This window comes from Pectinatus sottacetonis, from assembly GCF_015732155.1.
GTDB lineage: Bacteria > Bacillota > Negativicutes > Selenomonadales > Selenomonadaceae > Pectinatus > Pectinatus sottacetonis.
The window spans coordinates 1,676,922-1,689,586 of the sequence record NZ_WIQK01000001.1; the positions used below are offsets into that span (position 1 = coordinate 1,676,922).

13 protein-coding genes and 1 tRNA gene are annotated in these 12,665 nt (G+C 37.1%); 6 read left to right on the forward strand and 8 right to left on the reverse strand.

Annotated elements, in window-relative coordinates:
* Window positions 1-112: 112 nt before the first annotated feature.
* The 4 genes from I6760_RS07815 to I6760_RS07830 all read right to left on the reverse strand — a co-directional run bounded on the left by I6760_RS07815 (window position 113) and on the right by I6760_RS07830 (window position 3,166).
* Window positions 113-196 (reverse strand) — tRNA-Leu (locus I6760_RS07815).
* A 56-nt stretch (window positions 197-252) separates the two neighbouring features.
* Window positions 253-801 carry a flavodoxin family protein gene (locus I6760_RS07820; protein WP_196593917.1) on the reverse strand — a complete coding sequence of 183 codons (549 nt, stop codon included), beginning with the start codon at window positions 799-801 and terminating at the stop codon, window positions 253-255.
* Window positions 802-837: 36 nt separating this feature from the next.
* Window positions 838-2,397: a hydroxylamine reductase gene (gene hcp, locus I6760_RS07825; protein WP_196593918.1), complete on the reverse strand. Its 1,560-nt coding sequence runs from the start codon at window positions 2,395-2,397 to the stop codon at window positions 838-840.
* A gap of 88 nt (window positions 2,398-2,485) precedes the next feature.
* On the reverse strand, window positions 2,486-3,166 hold the full coding sequence (locus I6760_RS07830; RefSeq protein ID WP_196593919.1) for an ATP-binding protein: 681 nt from the start codon (window positions 3,164-3,166) through the stop codon (window positions 2,486-2,488).
* 108 nt (window positions 3,167-3,274) lie between these two features.
* Between I6760_RS07830 and I6760_RS07835 the strand changes: the two genes are divergently transcribed.
* Window positions 3,275-3,997 (forward strand): Crp/Fnr family transcriptional regulator, encoded by a 723-nt coding sequence (locus I6760_RS07835; protein ID WP_196593920.1) that lies wholly within the window; start codon window positions 3,275-3,277, stop codon window positions 3,995-3,997.
* A gap of 139 nt (window positions 3,998-4,136) precedes the next feature.
* Here the strand turns inward: I6760_RS07835 and I6760_RS07840 are convergent, their stop codons facing one another.
* From I6760_RS07840 to I6760_RS07855, 4 genes are all read right to left on the reverse strand, one after another.
* Entirely contained in the window at window positions 4,137-4,697 is a 561-nt protein-coding gene (locus tag I6760_RS07840) for a 3'-5' exonuclease (RefSeq protein ID WP_231036161.1), read from the reverse strand.
* Between the two features lie 381 nt (window positions 4,698-5,078).
* Window positions 5,079-6,476 (reverse strand): NADPH-dependent glutamate synthase, encoded by a 1,398-nt coding sequence (gltA, locus tag I6760_RS07845; RefSeq protein ID WP_196593921.1) that lies wholly within the window; start codon window positions 6,474-6,476, stop codon window positions 5,079-5,081.
* 3 nt (window positions 6,477-6,479) lie between these two features.
* A complete protein-coding gene (locus I6760_RS07850; RefSeq protein ID WP_196593922.1) occupies window positions 6,480-7,325 on the reverse strand; it encodes a sulfide/dihydroorotate dehydrogenase-like FAD/NAD-binding protein in 846 nt (281 codons plus the stop codon).
* Between the two features lie 111 nt (window positions 7,326-7,436).
* The gene (locus I6760_RS07855; RefSeq protein WP_196593923.1) at window positions 7,437-8,177 is read right to left on the reverse strand and encodes a methylenetetrahydrofolate reductase; all 741 of its coding nucleotides are present in this window, start codon (window positions 8,175-8,177) and stop codon (window positions 7,437-7,439) included.
* A 264-nt stretch (window positions 8,178-8,441) separates the two neighbouring features.
* Here I6760_RS07855 and cobM point away from each other — a divergent pair, with 264 nt between their 5' ends.
* The 5 genes from cobM to I6760_RS07880 all read left to right on the forward strand — a co-directional run bounded on the left by cobM (window position 8,442) and on the right by I6760_RS07880 (window position 12,580).
* Window positions 8,442-9,212 (forward strand): precorrin-4 C(11)-methyltransferase, encoded by a 771-nt coding sequence (gene cobM, locus I6760_RS07860; protein WP_196593924.1) that lies wholly within the window; start codon window positions 8,442-8,444, stop codon window positions 9,210-9,212.
* 12 nt (window positions 9,213-9,224) lie between these two features.
* On the forward strand, window positions 9,225-10,292 hold the full coding sequence (locus I6760_RS07865) for a cobalt-precorrin 5A hydrolase (RefSeq protein ID WP_196593925.1): 1,068 nt from the start codon (window positions 9,225-9,227) through the stop codon (window positions 10,290-10,292).
* On the forward strand, window positions 10,280-11,017 hold the full coding sequence (cobJ, locus tag I6760_RS07870) for a precorrin-3B C(17)-methyltransferase (protein ID WP_196593926.1): 738 nt from the start codon (window positions 10,280-10,282) through the stop codon (window positions 11,015-11,017). The genes I6760_RS07865 and cobJ overlap by 13 nt, the downstream gene beginning before the upstream one ends.
* On the forward strand, window positions 11,014-11,787 hold the full coding sequence (gene cobK / locus I6760_RS07875; protein ID WP_196593927.1) for a precorrin-6A reductase: 774 nt from the start codon (window positions 11,014-11,016) through the stop codon (window positions 11,785-11,787). Before cobJ ends, cobK begins: the two co-directional genes overlap by 4 nt.
* A 121-nt stretch (window positions 11,788-11,908) precedes the next feature.
* On the forward strand, window positions 11,909-12,580 hold the full coding sequence (locus I6760_RS07880) for a TrkA C-terminal domain-containing protein (protein WP_196593928.1): 672 nt from the start codon (window positions 11,909-11,911) through the stop codon (window positions 12,578-12,580).
* Window positions 12,581-12,665 lie beyond the last annotated feature (85 nt).

The window sequence follows — 12,665 nt, forward strand, 5'->3', positions numbered from 1 at the left end:
GCGAACTTATTATCTGTGCTTAAAGCAGAATAATAGATTACTATATCTTGTAAAGTAAATATAGACAGTATAACAGTTTATTTATTATAAATTATATTATATTTTTATTATCTGGTGCGGAAGACAGGACTTGAACCTGCACTCACGGGGAACTAGATCCTAAGTCTAGCGCGTCTGCCAATTCCGCCACTTCCGCATCGCAAATAATTATACTTTTTTTTTAGTAAATAGTCAATAAGTATTTTAAAATATTTATTGAGAATAATATTTTTCTTTTAAAAAAAGTTTTCTCTTCATGGTTTTAACAAATAAAGCAGCTTCTTTTAAATCGTTTGAGTCAGGATGTAACAAGGCCATTTTCCAACGTTTTTCATTTAATTTATTAGCTGCATGGGGATTGTCGGAAGATACAGACCGCCTTTTTTCCAGAAGAACTGGATTTATTTTTCCCTGGCAGGAAAATGTACCGATGATATTGCAGTTAAGACCAAGGCAGCTGGCTGCGCGAGCAAATGCAGTAATGGAATGTTCACTGCACTTTTCTGCACCGTGGGTTTGAAATAATATTATATTTTTATTAGTAAATTTGCTTAAAAGTTTTTTGACAGCATTATCAGGACCGCCACGTATCAGCCAATAGCCGACCATAATAACATCATAATCAGAAAAACAAAAATCAGCAGGTATTTCCTGAAGGGGATATATATCCCCTTCACCGCAGCTTAAGGTATTGTACATGGCAGTAGCAATTTGCTTTGTGTTTCCGGTGTTACTGGAATAAATTATGAGCCATTTTTTCATGGAGTAATTTCCTTTGGTAGTTAAAGATAATATTGTTTAGCCGAGAATTTTTTTTAAGTCTTTTTCTGGAGTGCTTATTGGATGAATGTTAAAGTTTTCTACGAGATAATTGAGTACGTTAGGAGATATAAAAGCGGGCAGTGTGGGGCCTAAATAGATGTTTTTTATACCTAATGATAATAGTGTCAATAGGATGCAGACAGCTTTTTGTTCATACCAGGACAGGACGAAAGATAAGGGCAGTTCATTTATATCACAGGCAAAAGCTTTAGCCAGAGCTGCTGCAATCTGGACAGCACTGTAAGCGTCATTGCATTGTCCAATGTCCATAATACGGGGGAAATCACCAATTTTACCCAAGTTGAGATCATTAAACCGGTATTTACCGCAAGCTAGTGTCAAAATCAAAGTATCTGCTGGTGTTTGCTTTACAAAATCTGTATAGTAATTACGGCCTGGTTTTGCACCGTCACAACCGCCAACAAGAAAAAAGTGTTTGATGGAACCCGTTTTTACAGCAGCTATTATTTTATCAGCAGCGGCTAGTACATTGCTGTGACCAAATCCGGTTATTAATTTGTGGCCTCCGTTTATTCCGTTAATGGTATGGTTTTCTGTATATCCGCCGAGTTCCAGGGATTTATTTATAATGGGAGAAAAGTCCTTATTCGCTCCTATATGGATAATATCGGGAAATTCAACAACTTCTGTTGTAAAGATACGATCTTTGTAAGATTCTTTAGGAGGCATTAGGCAGTTTGTTGTAAATAATACAGGTGCGGGTATATTAGAAAATTCATTGCGTTGATTTTGCCAGGCAGTACCAAAGTTACCTTTCAGGTGTTTATAAGCTTTTAGTTTAGGATAAGCATGGCATGGCAGCATCTCACCGTGGGTATAGATATTGATGCCTTTTCCTGCGGTCTGCTGCAATAAAAGTTCAAGATCTTTTAAGTCGTGGCCAGTGATAACAATGAAAGGGCCTTTTTCAATAGTCATAGTAACTTCTGTGGGTACAGGAGTGCCATAAGTGGTAGTATTAGCAGTATCCAAAAGTTCCATGCATTTTAAATTCATTTGCCCCAGCTGCATGATTAATGGCAGAAGTTCAGCCATTGTTTTTTCAGAACCGATGGCAGCTAAACCCGTATAGAAAAAATCCATTACTTTAGCATTTGTGTAGTTGAGAAGCAGGGCATGATAAGCATAGGCAGCCATGCCACGCAGGCCGAATAAAATAAGTGATTTTAAAGAACGGATATCTTCATCAGGTTCCTGCCAAAGCTGATTCATAGTATAATTCTTCATAGAGGCGGTATTAATCTGGTTGATTTTTTTTATATAAGTATTTACGCTGTTATTATCAAAGTTTACATTGGTAACAGTGGTAAATAATGATTCTAGAGTCAGTTTATTTATTTTTGGTGTAGGAATTTCATGGGAATTTTTCATATTCAGGGCCATAGTAATAAGTGAACCGGTAAGCTTATCTTGTAAATTGGCTGTGGAAGCTGGCTTGCCGCAGACCCCTGTATTGTTTGTACAGGCTTTGCAGGCTGCTGTTTGTTCACATTGGAAACAAAACATTTTATTCATAGTAAAACCTCCTAAAATATAAATAATAATAAACAAATTTAACCATTTATGGTGATAATTCTATTACTTTTAAGATAATGGAAGAATGTCATTCTGATATGATTTTGCCATCAGTTGAAATTATATTTATCTGCCAGGGAATAAATTTGCCACTTTGCTGCAGGGCTGCTTTAGCAGCATTTTCCAGACCACCGCAGCAGGGAACTTCCATGCGTACAATAGTAAGGTTTTTTATATTATTGTTTTTTAATATTGAAGTAAGTTTTTCTGTGTAATTGCCCTCATCAAGTTTAGGACAACCAATGAGAGTGATATTGCCCTTAATAAATTTATCGTGGAAACCAGCGTAAGCATAGGCTGTGCAGTCAGCAGCAATAAGAAGATTGGCATTGTTGAAAAACGGCGCAGTTACAGGAACTAATTTTATCTGTACAGGCCATTGTCGCAACTGGCTGGTATTGGTGACAGGTTTTTCTTTTGCCGCAGGCGGTGTAAAAGATTTTATGGTGGAACCAGGACAGGATGTATTGTTTTGCCTTTGGGCTTTTTTTACAGCTGCCTCATCATAAGCTGGAGCTTCACGTTCTTCAAAAGAGATAGCATTTTGCGGGCAGGTTGGAAGACAATCCCCTAATCCGTCACAATAATGTTCGTGCATGAGTTTCGCTTTATTGTTAACTAAAGCAATAGCACCTTCATGGCAGGCGTTTATACATATACCACATCCGTTACATTTGTCGGTATTTATTTTTATTATTTTTCTTATCATAAGGATAGTCCTTTCTTTTTAAATGAAAACATGGGCTTGTGTTTATGAATATATTTTATTATAATATAATAAAAATATCTGTTGTAAATATAACAAAAGGTGAATTAAATGAAAAAAATTTTTTTATTTGAAAATAAAGCGCACGGACGATTGAAACAGGAATATATCAATGTAATAAAATCATCACCGCTGTTCATCGGAGCATCAGAGGGAGAAATTTATTCAATGCTTGGTTGTCTGGGTGGTATAGTAGCAAAATGCGATAAGGCGGAAAGTATTTTTCGGGCAAATGATAATATAACCGATATGGGATTGGTTTTATCCGGCGGGTTGATACTGGAAAGAGAAGATTATTGGGGAAATCGGAGTATTCTGGCACATATCGGGATAGGTGAGCTTTTTGGTGAAGTGTATGCATGTGAACCGCTACTGTCAACGAATATAAGTGCAAAAACTACAGAAGAAGCTGTAATATTATTTATGAATGTACAGCGAATAACAACATTATGCGATTCTAACTGTATATATCATTCACAGCTTATTCATAATTTGTTGTCTGTTCTAGCAAAGAAAGCATATATGCTCACTTGTAAAATAAACCATGTTACTAAACGCACAACCCGTGAAAAACTGCTTTCTTATTTTTCCGAACAGGCACTTTTATCAGGAAGTAATGAATTTACAATTCCCTTTACGCGTCAGGAACTGGCAGATTTTTTATCGGTTAATCGCAGTGCTATGTCAGCAGAACTTTCTAAGATGCATGCAGAAGCAATACTGAATTTCAGTAAGAATAAATTTGAATTGCTCAATATAGAAAATCCATTATAATACTAATAATGGATTTTTCGTTATAAATATGGAGATTCCTTTATTATTAAAATAATAGTAAGTTAAATTTTTGTAATATAAAACAGCCACTGTTCATTTCTTAACAGTGGCTGTTTTATATTACATTTTCAGCTAGAAATTAACATTTAAAAGGGCGTTTTTTTATGCCTATTTTGGCAATAAGTGTATCAAAATCAGAAGCACTTACAACACGTCCTGCGGCAAGCGGTATTTTAGCACAGACCTTAGCATCATCAAGAGCATCATGATGAGAAAAGTTTATTTGAAAAAAATTACCGAGGGTATCTAATTTGTGATTAGTAAGTGAGGGCCATACTTTACGTGAGATTTGTACGGTACAGCAGGTATTAAATTTTATTTTGGGCAGATGGTACTGCCATATGCATGAACGCATAACGCCCATGTCAAATACAGCATTATGGGCAATTACAGTTTTATTTTCCAGCATTTGTCGCAGTTTAGGGAAAATATCGGCAAAAGTAGGTGCTGTTTTTACCATTTCTGTAGTTATGCCGTTTATTTCGATGTTTTTTGGATCGAAAAATTTTTGGGGTGGTTTTATTAGTGTGTTGTAAGAATTGGTCATGCGCCCATTTTGAATTTCCACAACTGCAACGCTGCAGGCACTATTACGCTCGCTGGTGGCTGTTTCAAAATCTATCGCGACAAAATTCATCATAAGAAAATGATCCTTTCATAAATATCTAGTGTAAGTTTTAGTTAAAGCGTGTAATTATAGCATTTTCACATTGAGTAAATATAATTATCTGATTCTTCGAATACAAATAAGTTTATCATTGTTTGTATAAACGTTCAAGTTAGGTGAATATGTAATTGTTGTTTCATTACTTATAATTATTTTGCTTGGTTTCTATTGAAAATCTTGAATAATTCAAAAAAAGAAAATACTGAAACGCAGATGTATTATGAATAATATTATTTAAAATAAGATTTCAAGGGGCTGTCGCATGAAGTGAGTATTTTACTTCAGCGGCAGCCCCTCTTTATATAGAAAATTATTTTATGGTACTGTTAATATTCTTCCGCAATAGGAGAAATATTATTTATTCTGTAAATACTCGTCTATAGCTTTGGCTGCTTTTTTCCCTGCACCCATTGCCAAAATGACGGTTGCGGCACCGGTGACAATATCTCCGCCGGCAAATACACCATCCTTGGTAGTGGAACCAGTCTTTTCATCAGCTATAATATTGCCGCGTTTATTTGTTTGCATGTCAGGAGTAGTAGATTGAATAAGTGGATTTGGTCCCTGGCCGATGGACATAATCACTGTATCAACTGGTAAGGTAAATTCTGAACCTTCTATTGGTACAGGACGGCATCTGCCAGAAGCATCAGGTTCTCCTAGAGCCATTTTTATACAGCGCAATTGTGATACACTATTGTCTTCGTTTCCAATTATTTCGCAGGGATTGCTGAGAAGTTTGAAATCTATCCCTTCTGCTTTAGCATGGTGAACTTCTTCCAGACGGGCCGGCAGTTCTTTTTCACTGCGCCTGTATACGATATAAACATGTTCGGCCCCTAGGCGGAGGGAAGTGCGGGCTGCATCCATAGCTACATTGCCACCACCTATTACAGCGACTGTTTTTCCTACTTTTAAAGGTGTTTTATATTCAGGAAATTTATAAGCTTTCATTAAATTGCAGCGGGTAAGAAATTCATTTGCGGAATACACACCATTTAAATTTTCACCGGGGATGTGCATAAAACGTGGTAGACCAGCTCCTGTTGAAATAAATACAGCAGCAAAACCTTCTTCATTCATAAGTTCATCTACTGTATACAATTTACCGACTACGGAATTGAGTTCAATTTTTACGCCAAGTTTTTTTAAGTTTTCGATTTCTACTTTTACGACTTTTTCTTTTGGCAGACGAAATTCCGGAATACCATAGGACAAGACGCCGCCAGCTTTATGTAATGCTTCAAAAATAGTTACTCTGTAGCCAAATTTTGCAAGTTCACTGGCAGCTGATAAACCAGCCGGGCCGGATCCGATGACAGCAACTTTTTCTGCATGTTCATTACAGATGCTGGGTTTTGTTTCGGTATCAGCAGCCAGAGCACGGTCGGCAACAAATCTTTCCAGCCGCCCGATTCCCACTGGTTCTCCCTTTATTCCCATGACGCAGTATTTTTCACATTGACTTTCCTGCGGACAAACGCGTCCACATATAGCGGGCAGAGAATTAGTCTGCTTGATTATTTTAATAGAGGAAGCAAAATCGCCTGTTTTTATTTTGGCAATAAAACCGGGAATATTTACTTGTACAGGACATCCCTGTATACAGCGGGGATTAGGACAGTTTAAGCAGCGGCAGGCTTCAGCAATAGCAGTCTTTTCATCATAGCCTAAAGCCACTTCGGAAAAATTATGAATACGTATTTCAGGATCCTGTTCCGGCATAGGATGTTTAGTCATTTGTAAAGCCATAGTTTAAAGGACCTCCTTGATTTTTGTCAGTCGGCAGACATGATTTGATTCTATTTTTTCTTTGTCAGTATACATGTGCTGGCGTGACATTAAGCCGTTAAAGTCCACAAGGTGTCCATCAAATTCAGGGCCGTCCACACAGGCAAATTTTACTTCACCACCTACCTGCACACGGCATCCGCCGCACATGCCGGTACCGTCGACCATAATAGGATTTAAGCTTACGACAGTTTTTATTTTATAAGGACGTGTTGCTTCAGCTACGCTGCGCATCATTACGACCGGACCGATAGCAATGACTTCATCAATTGTTTCGCCCCGATCGATTATCTGTTGCAGGGCTGTTGTAACGAAACCTTTTATACCGCATGAACCATCATCTGTAGTTATGAAGAGTTCATCACTTACTGAGTGCATTTCTTTTTCTAAAATAAGCAGATCTTTATTTTTAGCACCCATTATAGAGATGACTTTATTCCCGGCCTGATGCATTCCTCTGGCAATAGGATATATAGGAGCAACTCCAATACCACCGCCTATGCATACTACCGTACCCATTTTTTCAATATGGGTTTTTTTGCCAAGTGGTGCTACCAGATCAAGAATGCAGTCACCTTCATTAAGTTGCCCTAAAATACTTGTTCCAGCACCAACTTCCTGGAAAACAATGGATACTGATCCTTTTTCACGGTCAAAATCAGCAATAGTCAGGGGCAGCCGTTCTCCTTTTTCATCTGTACGTATTATCAAAAATTGTCCGGGTTCCGCTTTTTTGGCAATGCGTGGTGCTTCAATGTCATAAAGCCATACTTTGGGGGAGAGAAGTTCTTTTTTTAAAATTTTAAACATTGTATTACCTCTTTACTAATTAGTATTATTACATTTTAGATTAAGACAGGCGATGAAATATTTTATGTTAAATAAAATTTCATTGAGTGTAGTTAATGTCTGTAGTAAATTTTAGGAAAATATACCTGACATATATTTCTTAAGATCTGTTTTTATAGGCATTATGTAAATATTCCCGCCATAGTTTTTTACTAAGGATATTACTTTACGGGCAAAGTTTATATTCCATTCCATGGTAGGCGTAAAATGCTTAGGGAAAACGACATTGTTTTTTGTTTCCCAGTAACTAACGGAACGTTCGGATAGAACGGGAGAAATTCCCCAGTAGACATTAATATCTTCAAGCATTTCTGCATATATTTGAATATAACGCAGATCAAAAAAAGGCTGAGTGAAAAAACCTGATGCCCCTGCTTGGATTTTGCGGCGAATGTGGTAAAGTTCATGACGCATACTGGATCTGTATTGGTCAATGCCGGCAAAAATTTTTATATCAGGCAGTTCATCACGAAATTTTCGGATTATATCGGTACTTATGGTAGGATATACTTTATGGGACATATCCTGTGGAGGATCGCCTGTTATAACGAGAACTTTATTTAGTTTATTTTTTATAAAATACTCCTTCATGGGAAGTTCATATTCTAAATTGATGTCAAGAGCCCGGACATGGGGCATTGCATCGAATGAATAACTTTTTGCAATACTGGCACCCTCCCAGCTGTGCATGTTAAAGCGCAGTAATTCAGGTATATTAATCAAATTAACGGGTAATTTATTGTCTTTGAGTTCTTGTAATTCTTGACATAGAATATTTTTATCACGTGGCACAAGTTCAACCGAAACGGTCATTTGAAAACCTCCTGCTTATTTTTCTAGTATATTGTAACGAAAAATCCTAACAAAGTCCAATCTATTTTAAGATTAAACTGTATAAAAGTTAACTTAATTTATATTTTACTATAATAAATTGTTTTCTATTAAAATATAGTAGATTATTATAGATAAATTTACAAAATTTATTTTTCGTAAATTGCCCGGCCAAATCAATTTTGCTATAATTAAATAAAGTTATATAAAATTTATTCTCAAGATTATGAAGGGAGTTCTTACATAATGAAAAAAGTTTATATAGTTGGAGCCGGACCTGGTGATCCTGAACTTATAACAATTAAAGGGCAGCGTCTGCTTAAGGAAGCCGATGTTATAATTTATGCTGGGTCATTAGTGAATCCGGCGCTGCTGGATTATGCAAAAGCTGACTGTACTATATATAATAGCGCCACAATGACATTGGACGAAGTAATAAAGGTTATAAGTGATGCTGTAGGGAGAAATTTAAAAGTGGTTCGCCTGCATACAGGGGATCCAGCTATTTACGGAGCCATCCAGGAACAAATGGATGCTCTTAAACGGCTCAATATAAATTTTTCAGTTGTTCCGGGAGTAAGTTCATTTCTTGCTTCCGCAGCAGCTTTGAAGCAAGAGTATACACTGCCCAAAATATCACAGACGGTTATTATAACCAGAAATGCCGGTCGTACTCCTGTGCCGGAAAAAGAAAGTCTTAAGGCACTGGCTGCGCATAATGCCACAATGTGTATATTTCTTAGTGTACATATGCTGGATGAAGTGGTTAAAGAACTTATTGAAGGCGGTTATGCAGATGATACTCCTATTGCTATTGTGCAAAAAGCATCATGGCCGGAACAGAAAATTGTTCGTGGAACATTGAAGGATATAGCAGTCAAGGCAGCGGCAGAGTCGATAACCCGCACAGCTATGATTGTAGTAGGCCGGTGTCTGGATACAAATTACGAATTATCGCGGCTTTATGCCCCCGAGTTTACCCATATGTATCGTAAAGGTATTGATTTAAAGAAGTAGCAGGTGATGAATATGAAATGTGCGGCTATTGTTATTACGCAAAATGGTTTGAAACTGGCAGAAAAAATACAGACTGCTGATCTGGCTGATATTACGCTTTCACTGTACAGTAAAAGAAATATAACTTCAATAGATACAGGAGCTTCAATAAAATATTTTACAATAATGCGGGATCTTGTAAAAAAAATTTTTTTTCAATATGATGCGCTGATATTTTTTTGTGCAGCAGGGATTACTGTGCGAATGATAGCACCATATATAAAAAATAAAGCTGAAGACCCGGCTGTGATAGTAATAGATGAACAGGGACATTTTGCGGTAAGCCTTTTATCAGGCCATTTAGGGGGAGCTAATGACCTTACAGCAGAATTGGCAGCATGCTTAGGCAGCATACCTGTAATAACAACAGCTACTGATGTTAATGCATTGCTTGCACCTGATTCTGTAGCCCGCAGGCTGGGGCTTTCTGCCAAGCCATTACAGAATATAAAAATATTGAACATGACTTTGCTGAAAAAAAAGAAAATAGATTATTATATAGATGTTGATTTTCCGGCAGCGGAAAAATATCAATTGCTTTTGCAGGAAATGGGAATAAAATCACTGCTTATTGATATGGATGAGCTAAAAAATATAAAGAGTCCCTTTGTATTAGTGACCAGAAAACATATTGAAAAAGAAGGCATATTGATTTTGTGCAGGCATAAGCTTATTGCCGGGATAGGCTGTCGGCGCGGTACAAGCAGTACACATATTGAAACATGTCTGCGCCAAGCCTGTGAAAGAATAAATTATGGCATTGAGGATGTCACCCTCATTGCCAGTGCGGAAGTAAAGGCAGATGAACCAGGTATTTTGCAGATGGCAGAAAAATATGGTATTCATGCAAGGTTTTTTCCTAATACAATAATGAAAAAAATGATTCTGCAGCATGGCCTGATCGAATCAGAGTTCGTAAAAAAGCAGATAGGTATAGGTAATGTATGCGAGGCAGCAGCACTTGCCACTGGAAAGTGTAAATTAGTATTAAATAAAACAAAATTTGAGAAAGTGACGGTAGCATTAGCATGGGAAAAATAACAGTTATCGGGATTGGACCGGGAAGTATTGCTGATATGACACCGCGGGCACACGAAGCCATAAATAAGGCTGATACGATTGCCGGCTATAATACTTATATAAAATTAATTGAACCTTTATTGAAAAATAAAAATATCATTGGAACCGGTATGATGCAGGAAATAGATCGCTGTCAGATGGCTATTGATGAAGCGGTGAAGGGACATAAAGTAGCAGTAGTATCAAGTGGAGATTCAGGGGTATATGGTATGGCGGGGTTAGTATTGGAATTACTGCTCCGGTTGTCTGTAAAAGATCGTCCTGAAGTAGATATTATTCCCGGGATAAGTGCCGTTAATGCGGCTGCTGCTGTTTTGGGGGCACCACTTATGCATGATTTCGCCGTTATCAGTTTGAGTGATTTACTTACACCATGGGAATTGATAAAAAAGCGGGCAGCATTTGCGGCTCAGGGAGATTTTGTAATTGCCCTATATAATCCTAAAAGTCGTAAGAGGGTGGAGCATATTGAGGAAATACGCCAAATCCTGCTTCAATATAAGGATGCATTAACACCGGTGGGAATTGTAAGGGCGGCAACACGCAATAATGAAAGTGTTACTATTTCGGATTTAGGGAATTTTACTAAGGAAAATATTGACATGTTTTCTCTGGTTATCATAGGGAACAGCAATACTTATGTTGAAGATAACTTCATAATAACACCGCGAGGCTATAAAATATGATATTTTTAGCTGCAGGAACACAGGACGGGCGGCAGATTGCAGAACTTTTATTGGAAAAGGGTTATAAAACAGCAGCATCAGTAGTAAGTGATTATGGGAAAATTTTGCTGGAAAAAAATAAAAATCTGGTAATAATAGAACAAATGCTGGATGAAAAATTTATGAAAGAAAAATTAGCAGCCCTGCATGTGAAAATATTCCTTGACGCCAGCCATCCTTATGCAGTGAATATATCTAAAACAGCAATGAAGGTATGCCGGGAAATGAATATCCATTATATACGATATGAACGTCCGATAGTTAATCTGCCGGATTATCCTCAATTGTATAAGGCGGTATCATTTGATGATGCTGCGGAAAAGGCTTTTCAGGTGGGGAAAAGAATTTTTTTGACGACGGGCAGTCGTCATCTGACAGAGTTTACAACAAGGGCTACGGATATTTCACAAATTGTTATAGCACGAGTGCTGCCAGTTGCTGAATCGCTTGCAGCTTGTAAAACAGCGGGCATTATGCCTAAACATATAATAGCAATGCAGGGACCTTTTTCAAAAGAACTTAATAAGGCTATGTATGAGCAAACAGATGCAGATGTTGTGGTAATGAAAAACAGCGGTAAGCTAGGTGGGGCCGATACAAAATTAATGGCAGCTATAGAAACAGGATTATTTGTAATAGTAATTGACCGTCCGCGGATCAAATATAAAAATTTAGTTACAGACAAGAAAAAACTCATGACTGAAATAGAGCGTTTAGCTAAAAATCAATAAAGGAAAATGTGTTTTTTACAAAAAAGACTGGAAATTTATAATTCTTGCTATATAATATATGGTGCATATTAAATATACAGCTGAATGCAGGCATAATTTATAATGGAGAGGGTTGTAATATATGCACTTACCAGTATATCAAACAATAGCTGTTGATTTAGCTACACGAATAACACACAATGAATTTTTAGTAGGAACTAAGATTTCCGGGCGGACGCTTTTAGCCAGTCAATATGCTGTATCACCGGAAACTATCCGAAAAGCTGTAGCTATGTTAAAAAATGCCAATATCGTTCAAGTTTCCCAGGGAAAAGAAATTGTAGTAGTGTCTGTGGAACGGGCGTTTTTGTTTTTATCACAGCAGAAAAGAATAGATTCAGTGTATTCACTGCGGCAGGAATTGGAATTCCTTTTAAAAGAGAAGGAAGAAATAGATACGCGCTTTCGTAAGGTTACAACCGAAATAGCCTATTATTCAGACCGTTTAAAAAATATTCAGCCATATAATCCTATTGAAATTACTATCAATGAAAAATCTTCTTTTGTGGGACAGTCTTTAAAAAGCTTAGCTTTCAGAGAAGCAACAGGTGCGCTGGTCATAGCTGTCCGCAGAAATACAGAGATTTTTATTGCACCAGATCCTGATATGCCGCTATGGGCAGCAGATAAACTTGTAATCATAGGGGCTCCTGATAAGATGAAAAATATAACAAAATTTTTTGCTAAATATAATACTGTATTAGGGGGAGAAAATGCGCATAATGGTTCTCTTGATATCGTAGCAATAAAATAGAATAAATTCTCGTTTTTATGATGGCTTATTATTCATTATAAGATGAATAATAAGTCATTTTTGTGCTTGAAAAGAACGCCGATAA